The sequence below is a fragment of the Thermococcus prieurii genome, from assembly GCF_054657655.1.
Genome location: NZ_BAAHYH010000001.1, coordinates 493,589 through 507,745, shown reverse-complemented (window position 1 = coordinate 507,745; position 14,157 = coordinate 493,589). Strand labels below are relative to the sequence as shown.

Genomic DNA, 14,157 nt, shown 5'->3' with positions numbered 1-14,157 from the left:
AGGTTAAAGTTCCTTTTCGAGGATGAAGGCTCTCTCACGGTAGCCCCTGCGCCGGTACCAGTTCAAAGCAGGGTTGTCGAGCTCGACGCGGAGCGAGACCTTTGAGGCTCCTTTCTCCCTCGCCCAGTCCTCGGCCCTTTCGAGGAGCGCCGAGCCGATGCCTAGGCCACTAATTTTCGTCTCGACGTCAAGGATGTATGCCGTTGGCACGAAGTCAACGGTGTCCTCCATGATGCAGACCCAGACGTGGCCGAGGTACCTCCCGTATGGGTCCACCGCAACAAAGAACTTGTGCTCACCGTGAGCCAGGAGGCGGTTTATGACCCTTGAATAGGCGGAGGCGTAGTCATCATCGCTCAGTTCTGCCCTTGAAAAGCCCCTGCTGACATCCATGTCGTACTCGAAGATTTCATCGAGGTATGGTTCGCCGTCCACAATCCTGAAGTTCTTCGCAGTTTCTTCAATTGGTGGGAGCTTTTCCTTCCGTTTCTTCCCCAAGAACACCCCTGACAGCCTCCTCACGCGTTATCCTCACCCATTTGTTCCCCTTCAGGTAGGCATAACCCCTCGTGTAGCCTTCAAAAATCGAGTAGAGCTTTTCTCTGAACTCCCGGGGAATTGCATCAATCCTTGAGCTTTTCCCGTCGAAGTGCACCATCTCCACGTGCCAGTGGGGCTTTCCATCGAGCGGGAAGTTGGGAAAGCGGCGCTTTATGAGGTATAGAGAGTGCTCGAGCTCGTCCCTGTCGAGCCTTACGAGGCCCTTCTTCAGTCTCTCGGGGAGCGTGACAATGTGCCGGTCCTTATACTTAATCAGCCTCGGATTGATGCCGTTGGCGAGCAGGAAGGTAAGGATTCCGTTGCACTTGAAGCAGGTCCCGCAGGGAACGTAGTCGTCGCCCTCCCTGTGGACCGAGTGACAGCTCCTCTGAAGGACGAAGAGTTCTGGATAGCGGCTGTGGAGAATTCTCTCCACTATGAGACCCGTCAAAGGCCTCACCGCTGACCACTGGCGGATTTTAAGGCCCCTCTCAGCAAACCAGCGCGTCATGTAGAGCTCGAAGTCCTGGCTCTGGTCGTAGGTGGCGTTGTAGTGCTCTATCCCGTGGAACGGTTCATAAGAGCGGGGGTCGTCGTACTCGTTGCCGAAGAGCAGGTTGCCGATGGAGTACTTGTAAAGCAGAGGCAGGAAGGCGAAGGCGTAGCCCTCGAAGAAGAACAGCCTGATTGGATAAACTTCGGCCCTCTTTCTCCTCCCGACACCGTGCAGGATTCTCATGTTCCGCTCTATGAAGGTGTAGAGCCTGTCGGCGTTGCTCCAGACTTTCCTTGTATTCGGTTCGTTCTTCTCAAACCAGCGGTATGCCGGAACCGCCACGCGCCAGTGGGCACCGGATTCGTTGTAGAAGAACGGGTAAACCTCGCAGCCGAGCTCCTTCATGAGGCCGTAGGTCAAAAGGCTTTCCTTCCCGCCGCTGAGCATGACCGCACAGCGGGAGTAGTCGGGCTCAAAGGCTATCTCCTCTTCCTCGATTCCCTCTGGAGTTAGCTTCGCCATCGGCTCGGCCATCTCGGGCTTTATCTCCTTCGGCACGAACTCCCGCCTCAGGAACTCGCTCGGATTCGCGATTCTGTTCACGAAAATATCTCTCGCGGTCACGCGCATCATGTCCTCGAAGAACCTCAGGTCCCTGCCATCGAGGGTGAACTCGAACCGAATTTCTGGAGCAAAGAGACCGTAGTTTATAGCTGGGACGATGCTCATGAGCTTGGCAAAGGCTTCTATCTCAGGAATCCTCTCGCGGTAGGAGTGGACGAGCTCGTAGCCCTTTTCCTCGCCGTCAATTCCGAGGACGTAGCGCGCTTTGATGCGCCTCGAAGAAATCCTCGGCCGCTCTATGGCGATGTAGTCAAAGCACTTCAGCTCTGGCAGGCTCACGGCCCGTCACCTCCCGCCTGGAGAGCCGCAGGATAAGCCTCGCTATATCGCCAACCCCCTGGAGGAAGGGAACGCGCGTCATAATCCCGGTCTCGGTCTCTATCCTCCTCGCCCACTCAAGGGCCTCATCATCGCTCAGGCCGGAGGAGTTAATCGTTATCGCCACGGGCTTCTTCCCGCTGAGGAGCTCTATGAGCTGAATGTAAACTTCAAGCGGGGGAATCCTGAATTCGGGAAAGTCGTCGAAGGTCTTCCTCGCGGGGGCGTGCTGGAGGACGATGAAGTCGGGTCTCGCCGCGGCAATCAGGTCAAAGCCGCCGGGAAATGCCGGATGGAGGAGCGAGCCCTCGCCGTGAGTTACAATTACGTCGGGCCTTTCCTCAACCCAGGCGCGGTAGAAGACGTCCTCTATCGCCCCCGGCACGAAGTCGTCTATTATCGAGTCCGTGACTATAGCGTACCTGAAGCCCTGCATCCAGCCGGTCTGCCCCATCGCTATGAACTCGCTCTTTAAGCCGAGCTCTTTGAACGCCTCGTGGAGCATTATCGCAACGGTTCTCTTTCCTATTGCCGCGTCCGTTCCGAGGACAGCCACCTTTACCGCTTTAACCTCCGCTATCTTCCCGGTGAAGGGAATCCTCGTGTTGTAGAAAATCTTCCTCACGTCAACTATCTCCACGCCGTAGCGCCTCGCAAGGTGCTTAAAGTAGGGGTCGTCGCTCAGGAACTCGTGGAGGCCGTTCACAACGCCGAGGCCGTTCGTTATTGCATTCTCAACGATTTTCCGGTAGTTCTCAGGCAGTTTTCCGCCGGGGGTTGCGACGCCGACGATGAGCCACTTCGCGTTCGGGTTCTCGCGGAGCGCCTCCCCTAAAGAGGCGTATATCGGGATTCCGCGCCTTATTCCGTCGAGGACCTCACCGGCGTCCCTACCGGCGAGCGTTGAATCTATTAACCCCACGATTTTGAACCGCCTCGAATAACGCACGAGGCCGTGGGCGGTCTTTCCGTCGGTCGTTAGATAACGCCCCTCGGTAAGGATTAGCGCCTCATCCAACCCGAGCACCCCCGGTGAGGACGAGGACGAACCGTCCGTTCCTCAGGTTAAATTTCCTCACGAACTTCACGAGGCCGGCCAGCACTAAAGCCGACGCGGGAAGGGGTCTTATCCCCGCCGCGACGCGCATCAGCTCGGCACACCTCAGGGCGGTGTCGTCGGCGAATCCGAAGACGTAGCCGTTTGACTCGCGGACGGCTTTCAGTGCTCCATCTGCATCGAAGGACCTCTCCGAAACGAGGGGCTCGTTGAGTTCAGTCTCCGCGAAGTCGGGACTTCCGCCGTAGAACCTCCGCAGGATTTCGTTGCCAAAAGCGGTGGTCACGCCAACCATCCTCGGGGCCAAGCCAATGCTCCTGAACCCCTCCCAGAGGCCTGCCATCGTCGTCCCGTTGCCGAGGGGCACGAAGACCGCGGTGGGGTTCACCCTTGACGCAATCCAGAGGGCCATCTCGGAGTAGGCACTTATGTCAACGGCGCGATTGCTCCCCGGGTTGGCGTCGTAGAATCCGTTTTTCCTCGCGAAGGCCCTGCTGGCCCTGACGGCTTCTTCGTAGGTGCCCGGAACCTCGATGACCTCTGCGCTCATGGCTTTCATCTCGGGAAGCCTTTCGAGGGTGTAGTCTCTGGGAACAAATATCACCGCTTTCAAGCCCGCGAGGGCAGAGTAATAGGCTATTGCCACGCCGTAGTTGCCGCACGTGCCGACAGTTATCCCCGGAAAACCGCGTTTAACGGCCTCACCAACGTGAGCAAGGGCAATCCTGTCCTTGTGGGTTCCGGTTGGGTTGACGCCCTCGTAGTCGACGTAGACCTCCCTAACGCCGAGGAGCTCCTCCAAAACCGTGGCGCGGAAGAGTCTGCCGAGGCCGCCGGGCCCCTCACCTGCCTCAGATTCACTCACTGAAAGGCCTTCTTTGGGCCTGTAAGATTCGGAACGGGCTGTTTTTATGGCTTCCATTGTTGAATTCCCCCGATATTTGGAATGGGGCATCATCGGGTTGGGCAAGGGTATATAAACCTTTCTCCCAGGTGAGGCCGTTTTTGAGGCCGAACTTTGTTCTCAACAGTTAAAAATTTTAGAAAACCGAATAATTGCCGTGAAAATGGAAAAGAAAAGTTTTTAACCCTTTAACCAACCGTAGAGTGCCCCTGAGCGGGGCGAGGTGGTTGAGATGTATCCGCCGAGGAAGAAGGTTCAGCCCAAGGTTGAGGAGGAAGAGGAGGAGTTTGACCCCCTCGAGAGCGTCGAGGATGCCTACGAGGACTTCGACGAATACGAGGAAGACTGGGAGGACGAAGAAGAGGACTGGAGCTGGGATGACGACGAGGACTGAGTGGGTCCTCTACCTGCTATCTACCTTCTTTCTCGAACCCAACACACAACCAAACCTCTAACGTCCCTGCAGGTTTTCAACATCACCTAAGCTCGATAACGCTTCCCGTTCTCACCGCCACGAACTTCTCAGGGTACTTTCTCCGCACGTAGGCCTTTGCCTCCTCGCCCGAGCAGTGGGCGGGGGCTATGAACTCCGTCATCCCGGCAAGCCTATCGAGAGTCTCTCTGGACGGATAGTGAAAGCCGCCGATTACATTTTTCTTTTGAAAGTCTCGCCCTTTAGAGCGGGGATGCAGTAATAAACCAAACAGCTTTCACACGGAAAGCGACACTCTTTTAAAGCTTAAAAATCATACCATACTTTGAAATGAAAAGAACAGTAACGGTTAAACTCCAACCTTCAAAAGAGCAAGCGAAAATCCTCTTCGAATTAGCCGATACTGGAGCCAAAGTCTGGAACCGCGTAAACTACCTGCGAAGACAACAGTTCTTCGAGGGCAAAATCGTGGACTTCAATTCGACCGAAAAAACCGTTTATGAAGAGTTTAAACGGGAAATTGGCTCTGCAACCGTTCAACAAATAGCGAGGAAGAACGCTGAAAGCTGGAGGAGTTTCTTCTCACTCCTCCGGAAGAAGAGAAATGGAGAACTTCCCTCGTGGCTTAAGCCAAAACCACCAAACTACCTCAAAGAGGACGGAAGGAGAAAGCCCCTAATCGTTCTCAGAAACGATCAGTGCCGGATTGAAGGGAATAAGCTCATTCTAAAAGGCCTCGGTAAGTTAAAACGCCTCGAAATCCAATTCAAGGGCAGAACACACTTGAAGGGCAAGCAAGGGCGGTTGGAAATCACTTATGACCCGGTTAGGAGGAAGTGGTATGCCCACTTGAGCTTTACCGTCGAGGAAAAACTTGAGGGCGGAGAATGGGTGAGCATTCCAAGGCAACCCAAAGGAAGCCTTTCGGCAGGAATTGACCTCGGAGTTAACAATTTGATGGCCGTTTATGTGGAGAATGGCCAGAGCTTTCTGGTCAATGGGAGACCGTTAAAGAGCATTGACTTTTACTGGAGGAAAAAGATTGCAGACTACCAATCAAAACTCAACAAATCGGGAGTCAAAACGAGTAAGAAACTCAGGAGAATGCATGACAAAGCCAAACTTCAGGCGAGGCACTACATCAACACAGCAGTTAGACAAACGATTAAGAGACTCTACGATTTAGGCGTTTCTAAAATTGTCATTGGCTATCCAAAGGGGATAGCTCGGAACTCTGATAAGGGCAAAAAGCAGAATTTTATCCTTTCCCACGTTTGGCGGTTTAATTATGTCATTAAACGCTTGACTGAAGTTGCGGAGGAGTATGGTATTCAAGTCTTGGTGGTCAATGAGGCTTTCACTTCTAAGGTTTGTCCCGTTTGCGGGAAGCCCCACGAAAGGGCGAGGTTTGTTCGTGGTTTGTTTAAGTGTCCCGCGACGGGGCTTGTCTTTAACGCGGACTTAGTTGGAGCGTTTAACATTTTGAAGAAGGTCGTGAAGACCATAACCCCGAATCTGGGCGGTTTGTACGCTCAGAGGAGGGGTAACTGGCCGAAGACCCGGCCAGAGGGGTCGAAGACCCGCTTTTTGGCGGGCTTTAGTGAAACCCCTCAAACCTCCCCTGCCGTTGGCGAGGGGTTAAGCCGAACCCTCGCCCTTCAGGGCGGAGAGGAGGTCAGGAGCCTCATGGGGCCACCTCCAAAAACTCCCGCAGGGCATCCAGAAGCGCATCGTTTTCTTCTTTTCTGCCGACCGTTATTCTAACGTGCCCCTCAAGCCTTCCGGAGAGCTTTTTAACCGCAATCCCGCGCTCAAGGAGAAAGTCATGGACGTCGAGCTTTACCAGGAGGAAAGTTCGCCTTCGCTCGGGTAGGCGTAAGGCCTGAGGGCACGGTAGAGCCTCTCGCGCTCCGAGACGATGTAGCGGACGATTTTCCTCACGTAGTCGAGATGGTTGAGCATGAAGTCGGCTGTCGCGAGGGAGAGCGAGTTCACGCTGAACGGGGGCCGGAGCTTCCTGAGCTGCTCCATGGTTTCTTCGCTCGCCACCGCGTAGCCGAGCCTCGCCCCGGCGAGGCCGAAGGCCTTCGAGAACGTTCTGAGGACTATCAGGTTGTCGTAGTCCTCCACGAGGCCGACGCTGCTCTCCCGCGAGAACTCGGCGTAGGCCTCATCGAGCACCACAGGCGCCCCCGTCTCAAGCACTTCGATAATCCTCTTCCGGGGCTGGACGTTCCCGGTGGGGTTGTTGGGGAAGCAGATGAAGACGGCCCTAGCGTTCTCCGCGCGGGCCTCGACGTCGCCGAGCTCGAAGTTTTCGCCGAGGGGGACGTCCTCAACCTTCAGCCCCTCGACGGCCGCGAAGAAGGAGTACATCCCGAACGTCGGCGAGCTTATCACTACCCGGTCGCCCTCGAAGAGCTTGAGGATTAGGCCTATCAGCTCGTCGCTCCCATTGGCGAGCATGACGTTTTCGGGGCTTAACCCGAGGGCTTCGGCGATTTTCGCCTCGACGTCGGCGGGAAAAGCCGGAGGATAGCGGTTCAGGGGAATCCGCGAGAGCTCCGAGAAGAGCTCCCTCTTGAGGCCGTGCGGCAGGTCAAAGGGGCTCTCGTTCCTGTCGAGGCGGATTCTCACTTCTGGCTCCCCAACGGGCTCCCATGAGGGAAGGTTCAGCACGTTTTCCCTAATTCTCACTTTACCCGCCTCCAATCAGAGCCACTTTATAGCGGGAATCAGGTTCTTCTTGCCCCTCTCCGCTTCCTTCCTAATCTCCTCAAGGATTTCCTTCGAGAGAGGAACCTCGATTTCTTTCCGCTCAAAGGGCGCCCCCTTGACCCGCTCGACCCTCAGGAAGAGCCTCATCGGCTTCTCCATCCTGCTGAACATGAGGTTGTCGGCTGCCTTCTCCAGCTCCTCCACCATGTCCCTGAAGACGTCGGTGTTCACGGTCAGGAAATACGTCTTCGTTTTATCAACGCTCAGTGCCCCCTTAATCTTTTCGTGGATGACCCTTCCATAGGTCGGCGAGAAGAAGAGCAGGTTCAGCGCGGAGCCTACCACCATGGTGCCTAAGGGCGGATGGGAGTTGCTGAGGTAGACGCTTCCAAGCGCTATAGCCTCGTCCCAGACGTCGGGTTTTACAAAGTTGGCCCTGACGTGGTTATCCGAGACGATTTCAATCCCCTCAATCGTCGGGTCGAGCTCAACGAAGAAGACCCTTCTCCGGTACCGCTCAAGGCTCGCACCGAGGAGCCTCATCGTGTTCTGAAGGTATTCAACTGTCGTGCTCGTGAGGAGGAAGACGACCGCTCCACCGTTTTTGAGCCAGCCGGAGGCGAAGATGTAGCCGATTAGAGGCTTTCCTGAGCCGCCGGGCCCGCTGACGAGTGTTGATGTGTTCGCCGGAAACCCCTTGGGGAGTATTTCCTCAATCCAGGGAATCCCGAGCCTCACGAGCATGGCACCACCCCCAATTAGGTTAGGCTAACCTAATTCCATGTGCGTGGTGAATTACACGAACTTTAAACCTTGCGCCACAGATGTGTCCATTAAAGTCGCTCAATCCTCGTCGTCAGGTCGAGGGGCCTGGCGTAGTAAGGAGCGCTCGTCACTATGACATCGGCAAGCCTTGCGTAGTCGGCGATGTTATCGGCGTTTATGTTGCCCGCGACGGCTATCTCAAGCGAGGGGTTGAGCTCCCTAAGTCTCGGCACGAGGTCCTCAAGCTCCTCCGGTGAGAAGTGGTCGAGGAGGAAAAGGTCAGCAGTCTTGGCGTACTCCATGGCTTCCTCGGCAGTGCTCGGCTCCAGCTCGATTTTTCTGAGGGTTTTAAGGTCTCCAAGCCCTTCGAGACCATCAACGACGCGGAGGTGGTTCCCGGTTATCAGAACGGAGTCGCTGAGCGAGTTCCTGTGGATTCCTCCTCCGCCGGCTTTAACGGCTTTCAGCTCGAAGTAGCGCATCCCCGGGTGGGTCTTGCGCGTGGTGGCAACGATGACGTTTGGATTCGCCTTCCTCGCGAGCTCGACGAGCTTTCTCGTCTCGGTCGCTATCGCGCAGGTTATCGAGAGGAACGTCTGGCTCACGCGCCAGACCCGGAAGAGCGTTCTCAGGTCGCCTCTCGCCGAGAGGATTGCCGAACCCCCATCGAAAGTTCTTCCGCTCGGGATGAAGCCGGTCTCAAGCCCGAGGAAGGATAAAAAAGCAGAGAGCTCCTCCGTGCACGCTGAAACTCCAGGCTCCCTTGAGATTATCCTCAGCTCTCCTTTCCCCTCAATGCCGAGCAAGCTCGGTCGTCTCGTCGAAGTAGGGACAGTCCTCGTCGAGGTACAGCTCGAAGAGCCTCAGAGGGTTCATTTCACCACCCTCAGTGCGCTCGCTTTGAAGAGGGCGTAGAACCTCTCACCGGGCCTTATCTTGAGCAGCTCGACGGCGTTCGGTGTGACAACCGCGCGGAGCGAGAGGCCGTCCGAGACGAGCGAAAGCCAGACGAGCTGGCCGCGCCTCTCCATCTCCGCTATCTCAACGGGGGACAACGTTCTGGGCAGAGCATTCCCCGGGCTCCCTGGCGAGTATTATCTCCTCGGGCCTGAGCGAGAGCGTGGCTTCCCCTTCCGCCTCATCAGCGGTGTAGAGGATTACGTCCCCGACCCTAACAGCCGTCAGGCCGTCGCGAAGGCCTTCAACGCGCCCCCTGAGCAGGTTCGTCCCGACGAAGCTCGCTGTGAACTCGTCGCCGGGCCGCGAAAAGACCTCCTCCGGCGTTCCAAACTGAACTATTTTCCCGTCTCTCATCACCGCGACGTGCGTTGCCAAGGCAAAGACGTCCTCGAAGTCGTGGGTGACGTGGATTACCGTCGTGCCGTGCTCCTCGATGACGGACTTCACGAGGGAGCGGAGCTTTTCCCTCGTCTTCGAGTCGAGGGCGGAGAAAGGCTCGTCCATCAGGAGGACCTTTGGCCCGACGATTAGGGCCCTCGCGAGCGCGACCCTCTGCTTGCTCCCCACCGCTCAGCGTCCCGGGCTTCCTGTGGAGGATGTGGCCTATGTGGAGCTCCTCAGCTATTGAGCGGACCTCCCTCTCGATTTCTCCCCGCGGGAGGCCCTTCTTCCTCAGCCCGAACGCTATGTTGTCGAAGACGCTCATGTGCGGGAAGAGCATGTAGTCCTGGTAGACTATGCTTATCCCCCTCCGCTCGGGCGGCTCGTTGGTGATGTCGCGCCCCTCAAGGATTACCCTTCCTGAGAGGAGGGGGTAAAAGCCGGCTATCGCCTCAAGGAGGACGGATTTTCCGGCCCCGGTCGGCCCGATGACGGTGAGGTAATCGTTCTCCTCGACCGAGAGCGAGACGTCCCTGAGGTGGAAGTCCCCGAGGTCTATGCTAAGGTTCTCAACCTCTAACAGGGCCATGCTCTCCACCCTCCAGCCTCTCGAAGAGGAGTATCGCGAGGAACGAGACGACGACGAGCACTATGCCGCTCGTTATTGCCATGCCGATGTTGCCGTAGGAGATGTTCAGGTAGAGCGTTACAGGCAGTATCTCGGTGTTCATGTAGCTCCCGCCCGCCAGAATAAGCACGGCACCGAAGGCGCCCATCGAGCGCGCGAACGAGATTATGGTCGAGGCAAAGAGGCCGTTCTTGGCCATCGGGAGCGTCACCTTCCTGAAGGTCTCGAACTCGGAGTAACCTAGGCTCCTCGCGACGAGCTCGTAGCGCGGGCTTATCTCCTCAAACGTCGTGTAGATTACCCTGACGGCGTAGGGGAGTGCCGTGAAGAACTGGGCCACGACGATGCCAAGCTTCGTGAAGACCACCTTTACCCCAAGGTCGCTGAGGGCTTCCCCGAGGGCAGTTCTACCGAAGAGGAGGAGCAGAGCGAGACCGAGGACGAGCTCCGGGAAGGCCATCGGCAGGTCGAGGACGGACTTGACCGCGCTCTTTCCAGGGAAGTCGAAGCGCGAGAGGGCGTAGCCTATCGGTATTCCCACGAGGATGACGAGAACCGTTGAGACCGATGCCGTTATGAGCGAGAGCTTGAGCGAGTAGACCATCTCCTCCGACTTTAGCGCCTCAAGGATTTCGTGGGGCTTCGGCACGAAGAAGAGCGTCGCTATCGCCACGAAAAGGAAAAACGTGAAGATGAACGCGACCGCAATCGTGACTCTCCTGAAGCTCAGCCCTTCCATGGCCTGAACCCCCACTTCTCCCAGATTTCCGTGTGGTTAGCTACGAACTCGTTGAAGGCCTTCGCGACGGCGAGGTGGCCGTCCTTTTCAGCGCAGGTCGTCACGGCGGTTGGGATTGTTTTAATCGAGTTCTGCTCGCGCGGTATCTGGATAACCTCGATTTTGCCCTTTGACTGGGCCCACGTCACCATGTCCTCCCAGATTATCGCCGCGTCCGCCTGCCCGGTGGCGATGTAGATGAGGAGCTGGTTGACGGTTGGCGTGAAGACCACCACGTTTTTACTCACGTTCTCCCAGAGGCCGTTCTTTTCGAGGATTTTCTTGGCGACCTTACCGATGGCGCAGGCCTTCGGGTCGCCGAGGACGACTCTAACGCCGGGCTTCGCGAGGTCTTTGAGGGAGTGGATTCCCTTCGGGTTGCCCTTCGGAACCGCTATGACCGGGACGTGCTCCGTAACGTTGATGACTGTGTCGTTGAGGATGTACCCTTTCTTCATGGCCTGCTCGGTGTAGTACCAGGCCCCGGGGATGAAGACGTCGCAGCCGCATGTCGTCTGAAGGACGCCAAAGATTTCACTGCTCCCGCCGTAGTGCACCTCGACCTTCGCGCCGGTCTCGTTCTCGAAGAGGCTTATCAGCTCGTTCATCGGCTTCATCAGGCCGGCTCCAGAGCAGACGACGACGGTTTGACCCGAGAAGGGTTTTTCGCTCCCGTGGTGACTTCCCGAGGCTATACAGCCCGCGCCGACAACGGCTCCCAAGAGCAGCAAAACCAAGACAATACCTGTAACACCCTTCATTAGACCACCCGAAAAGGAGGTTCGGGATTCGAATTTAAACGTTTGCGTAAACAAAAAAGTTTTCTGTAAACGAAAGCGTTTTCCCACCCTGCGAGACCGTTAAAAGGACTCCCGCGAACTTAGTCCGGTGGTGGCGATGTTCTGGCTCAAGACGAGAATCATCGAGGGCAAAGGTTCACTTGAGAAGCTCAAGAGGGAAGCGAGCGGGCACGAGAGGGTTCTTATCCTGGCCAGCAACTCGATGAAAAAACACGACTTCCTGAGGGAGGCGGAGGACTACGTTAGGGAAGCGGGAGCGGAGGTTCTGTCCATAGCCGGCCTTCCGGCGGAGCCGAGCGTGGAAACGATAGAGGAGTTCCTGCCGAAGGTGAGGGAGTTTAAGCCAGACCTGCTGATAGCGCTCGGCGGTGGAAGCGTGATAGACACGACGAAAGCGCTGAAGGTCTTCTACGATGCTCCAGGGCTGAACTTCGAGGAGATAGCCTTCATGGACCGCTTTTCAAAGCCCAAACCTGTTCCAAAGCTGAAGACGAAGCTCATAGCGGTCCCCTCAACGAGCGGTGCAGGAAGCGAGGTCTCCGGAGCGAGCGTTCTGAAGAAGGGCGGAATCAAATACAACATCGTTACGCCCGAGATAGCGCCGGAGGTTGCGATACTCGACCCCCGTTTACCGATGACGATGCCGAGGGAAGTGGCGAGGAACTCCGGGTTGGATGTGCTCGTCCACGGAATAGAGGCTTACACAACCAAAGTCGCCAGCGACTTCAGCGACGCAATGGCTATCAAGGCAATAAAGACCGTCTTCAGCTACCTTGAGAGGAGCCTCGAGGGCGACGAGGAAGCGCGCGAAAGGATGCACTACGCTTCTACAATGGCCGGAATCGCCTTCCTCAACGCGCGCCTTGGCCTCTGCCACGCGATGAGCCACAAGGCGGCATGGATTGGACCGCACGGACTTCTCAATGCCATATTCCTGCCCTACGTCATGGAGTTCAACGCCGAGAGAAGCGACTACGCGAGAAGGCGCTACGACGAGATAGCGAGGGAACTCGGGCTGAGGGACTGGAGGGCGCTGGTTGATGCCATCAGGGGGCTCAACGAGAGGACGGGCATTCCGAAGCTGAGCGAGCTCGTTGATGAAGAAACCTTCATGGCGAGGCTCGATGAGATGGCCGAGAAGGCCTACCGCGATGGCCTTTTGGCCTTCAATCCGGTCGAGGCAAAGCCCGAGGAGATAAGGGAGCTGTATTTGAAGGCCTTCAGGGGAGAGTAAAAGGGGAAGAAAAGCTGGATTTCAGCCAACTTTTACCTCCTTTTCTCCCCCGTTCTCGACCCCGCGAATCTTTCCGCCCTTCATGACCTCAACGATGGCCAGGCTTAGTATCGCCAGGAAGAGGTAGATTCCGGCGGAGGTTCCAAAGAGCACCTCGTAGGCCTTCGTCGTCGGTATCTTTATCTTGACCCACGAAGGGGCACCGGGCGGATGGAAGAGGATGTAGTAGGTGCTCATGACGGTTCCAGCGATGGCCGGCCCCCACGTCGAGCCGAAGTTCCTGAAGAGACTGTTCGCTCCCGTCGCGACGCCCATGACCCTCTGCGGGACGCTGAAGACGAGGACGTTGATGAATGAGATGTTCATCAGCGTTATTCCCGCGCCAACGTAGGTTATCATCGCCACGAATGCCCAGAGGTGGTTCGGCGGGAATTCGGGGGCGTACTTGGCCAGAACGGCGAGGCCCGAGCTCGCGATGAGCGCTCCAGTTATCGCGAGTGGCTTTGCGCCGATTTTCGGCATCAGCTTACCTGCCAGAGGAGCTATTACGAGCATGACGCCCGCCATTGGAGTCATGAGCAGACCGCTCTCGAGTATGCTCTTGCCGAAGCCGTACGGTGGCTTCATCTGGAAGATGTAGGTGTTCGCCTGGCTCATCATCGAGATTCCGAAGGCCGCGAACATGATTCCGAGGTTCACTATGGCAGGATTGCGAGATGTCACGATGTCGAGGGGAATTATCGGGTTCTCCGCGCGTTTCTCCCAGAGGACGAGCAGGACCGCGCCAACTATTGAGACCGCGAAGAGGACGAGGGTTTCTCTTGCGGTCCAGCCGACGTTCGGAGCGCGCGTTACCGCGACGAGTGCCGGAACGACGGCCCAGACGAGGAGCAACGCTCCCTGCCAGTCGAGCTTTCCAGGGTTGATGTAGCGACTCTCACGGAGTATCTTCCACGCGAGGATGAACATCAGAACCGCGAAGGGAGCGGCGGTGTGGTAGGTCCAGCGCCAGCCCCAGTGCTGGGTAACGTAAGCTCCGAGCGGTAGCGCGATAACCATACCGACGCCGAACATCGCGCTTATCATTCCCTGAACCTGCGGGACCATCTCGGGCGGGAACTCCTCACGGACGAGGCTGAAGGCGAGCGGGAATATGGCCATTCCAAAGCCCTGAATTGCCCTGCTGAAGAGCAACCAGCGGAAACTTGGCGCAAAGCCGTTGAGTATGACGCCGAGGGTGTAGAAGCCGAGGGCAACGAGGAACATCTTCTTCTTGCCGTACATATCGCCGAGCTTTCCAAAGAGGGCGACGCTTACCGTTCCGACGAGGAGGTAGATTGTGAGAACCCAGCTGACGTCGTTGGGGTTTATCGCGAACTCTTTCTGAATCGTTGGCAACGCTGGAGTTAGCATCGCCTCAGTGTACATAACGAGGAGAGGAAGGAGAACCACGACGAGCGTGGCCTTCTTCGCATAGCTGAGGTCGTACGTTTCACCGTTCCTCGTGACGTTCATATCTCT

The 14,157-nt window shown here is 56.8% G+C and carries 14 protein-coding genes and 2 pseudogenes; 3 read left to right on the top strand and 13 right to left on the bottom strand.

What is annotated here, in order from left to right:
- Nucleotides 1-3 precede the first annotated feature (3 nt).
- Genes ACYQ04_RS02910 through ACYQ04_RS02895 form a run of 4 tightly spaced genes read right to left on the bottom strand, consistent with a single transcriptional unit; the run spans nucleotide 4 to nucleotide 3,900 of the window.
- Entirely contained in the window at nucleotides 4-504 is a 501-nt protein-coding gene (locus ACYQ04_RS02910) for a GNAT family N-acetyltransferase (protein ID WP_460127310.1), read from the bottom strand.
- The gene (locus ACYQ04_RS02905; protein WP_460127161.1) at nucleotides 461-1,939 is read right to left on the bottom strand and encodes a hypothetical protein; all 1,479 of its coding nucleotides are present in this window, start codon (nucleotides 1,937-1,939) and stop codon (nucleotides 461-463) included. The genes ACYQ04_RS02910 and ACYQ04_RS02905 overlap by 44 nt, the downstream gene beginning before the upstream one ends.
- The gene (locus ACYQ04_RS02900) at nucleotides 1,911-3,005 is read right to left on the bottom strand and encodes an N-acetyltransferase DgcN family protein (protein WP_460127160.1); all 1,095 of its coding nucleotides are present in this window, start codon (nucleotides 3,003-3,005) and stop codon (nucleotides 1,911-1,913) included. The genes ACYQ04_RS02905 and ACYQ04_RS02900 overlap by 29 nt, the downstream gene beginning before the upstream one ends.
- Nucleotides 2,989-3,900, bottom strand: a complete 912-nt coding sequence (locus tag ACYQ04_RS02895; RefSeq protein ID WP_460127159.1) for a pyridoxal-phosphate dependent enzyme — start codon at nucleotides 3,898-3,900, stop codon at nucleotides 2,989-2,991. Before ACYQ04_RS02895 ends, ACYQ04_RS02900 begins: the two co-directional genes overlap by 17 nt.
- Before the next feature lie 271 nt (nucleotides 3,901-4,171).
- Between ACYQ04_RS02895 and ACYQ04_RS02890 the strand changes: the two genes are divergently transcribed.
- Entirely contained in the window at nucleotides 4,172-4,333 is a 162-nt protein-coding gene (locus tag ACYQ04_RS02890; protein WP_167728196.1) for a hypothetical protein, read from the top strand.
- Between the two features lie 369 nt (nucleotides 4,334-4,702).
- The gene (locus ACYQ04_RS02885; RefSeq protein ID WP_460127158.1) at nucleotides 4,703-6,136 is read left to right on the top strand and encodes an RNA-guided endonuclease InsQ/TnpB family protein; all 1,434 of its coding nucleotides are present in this window, start codon (nucleotides 4,703-4,705) and stop codon (nucleotides 6,134-6,136) included.
- Here ACYQ04_RS02885 and hisC read toward each other — a convergent pair.
- The 8 genes and pseudogenes from hisC to modA all read right to left on the bottom strand — a co-directional run bounded on the left by hisC (nucleotide 6,057) and on the right by modA (nucleotide 11,363).
- Nucleotides 6,057-7,069 (bottom strand): annotated as a pseudogene (gene hisC / locus ACYQ04_RS02880) (histidinol-phosphate transaminase). The gene ACYQ04_RS02885 and the pseudogene hisC sit on opposite strands and share 80 nt — an antisense overlap.
- Nucleotides 7,070-7,084: 15 nt before the next feature.
- The gene (locus ACYQ04_RS02875; protein ID WP_460127157.1) at nucleotides 7,085-7,834 is read right to left on the bottom strand and encodes an ATPase domain-containing protein; all 750 of its coding nucleotides are present in this window, start codon (nucleotides 7,832-7,834) and stop codon (nucleotides 7,085-7,087) included.
- Between the two features lie 89 nt (nucleotides 7,835-7,923).
- Complete coding sequence (locus tag ACYQ04_RS02870; protein WP_460127156.1) at nucleotides 7,924-8,661, bottom strand: beta/alpha barrel domain-containing protein; 738 nt, start codon at nucleotides 8,659-8,661, stop codon at nucleotides 7,924-7,926.
- Nucleotides 8,662-8,727: 66 nt separating this feature from the next.
- The gene (locus ACYQ04_RS02865; protein WP_460127155.1) at nucleotides 8,728-8,886 is read right to left on the bottom strand and encodes a TOBE domain-containing protein; all 159 of its coding nucleotides are present in this window, start codon (nucleotides 8,884-8,886) and stop codon (nucleotides 8,728-8,730) included.
- 10 nt (nucleotides 8,887-8,896) lie between these two features.
- On the bottom strand, nucleotides 8,897-9,382 hold the full coding sequence (locus tag ACYQ04_RS02860; RefSeq protein ID WP_460127154.1) for an ABC transporter ATP-binding protein: 486 nt from the start codon (nucleotides 9,380-9,382) through the stop codon (nucleotides 8,897-8,899).
- Nucleotides 9,383-9,443: 61 nt separating this feature from the next.
- Nucleotides 9,444-9,785, bottom strand: a pseudogene (locus ACYQ04_RS02855) (ATP-binding cassette domain-containing protein); the annotation flags it as partial.
- A complete protein-coding gene (locus tag ACYQ04_RS02850) occupies nucleotides 9,766-10,563 on the bottom strand; it encodes an ABC transporter permease (RefSeq protein ID WP_460127153.1) in 798 nt (265 codons plus the stop codon). The pseudogene ACYQ04_RS02855 and the gene ACYQ04_RS02850, both read right to left, overlap by 20 nt.
- Nucleotides 10,551-11,363 carry a molybdate ABC transporter substrate-binding protein gene (gene modA, locus ACYQ04_RS02845; RefSeq protein WP_099211506.1) on the bottom strand — a complete coding sequence of 271 codons (813 nt, stop codon included), beginning with the start codon at nucleotides 11,361-11,363 and terminating at the stop codon, nucleotides 10,551-10,553. Before modA ends, ACYQ04_RS02850 begins: the two co-directional genes overlap by 13 nt.
- A gap of 136 nt (nucleotides 11,364-11,499) precedes the next feature.
- On the opposite strand from modA, the gene ACYQ04_RS02840 reads away from it, so the two are divergent.
- Entirely contained in the window at nucleotides 11,500-12,636 is a 1,137-nt protein-coding gene (locus ACYQ04_RS02840; RefSeq protein WP_460127308.1) for an iron-containing alcohol dehydrogenase, read from the top strand.
- 21 nt (nucleotides 12,637-12,657) lie between these two features.
- Here the strand turns inward: ACYQ04_RS02840 and ACYQ04_RS02835 are convergent, their stop codons facing one another.
- Nucleotides 12,658-14,151, bottom strand: coding sequence for an MFS transporter (locus ACYQ04_RS02835; protein ID WP_460127152.1), 1,494 nt, complete (start codon nucleotides 14,149-14,151; stop codon nucleotides 12,658-12,660).
- Between the last annotated feature and the right edge of the window lie 6 nt (nucleotides 14,152-14,157).

What these genes read in the sequence shown, in the direction of transcription:
- ACYQ04_RS02875 (WP_460127157.1), bottom strand. Translation starts at nt 7,834, where the DNA reads ATGCTCGTGAGGCTCGGGATTCCCTGGATTGAGGAAATACTCCCCAAG.
- ACYQ04_RS02850 (WP_460127153.1), bottom strand. Translation starts at nt 10,563, where the DNA reads ATGGAAGGGCTGAGCTTCAGGAGAGTCACGATTGCGGTCGCGTTCATC.
- ACYQ04_RS02865 (WP_460127155.1), bottom strand. Translation starts at nt 8,886, where the DNA reads ATGGAGAGGCGCGGCCAGCTCGTCTGGCTTTCGCTCGTCTCGGACGGC.
- ACYQ04_RS02885 (WP_460127158.1), top strand. Translation starts at nt 4,703, where the DNA reads ATGAAAAGAACAGTAACGGTTAAACTCCAACCTTCAAAAGAGCAAGCG.
- ACYQ04_RS02835 (WP_460127152.1), bottom strand. Translation starts at nt 14,151, where the DNA reads ATGAACGTCACGAGGAACGGTGAAACGTACGACCTCAGCTATGCGAAG.
- modA (WP_099211506.1), bottom strand. Translation starts at nt 11,363, where the DNA reads ATGAAGGGTGTTACAGGTATTGTCTTGGTTTTGCTGCTCTTGGGAGCC.
- ACYQ04_RS02890 (WP_167728196.1), top strand. Translation starts at nt 4,172, where the DNA reads ATGTATCCGCCGAGGAAGAAGGTTCAGCCCAAGGTTGAGGAGGAAGAG.
- ACYQ04_RS02840 (WP_460127308.1), top strand. Translation starts at nt 11,500, where the DNA reads ATGTTCTGGCTCAAGACGAGAATCATCGAGGGCAAAGGTTCACTTGAG.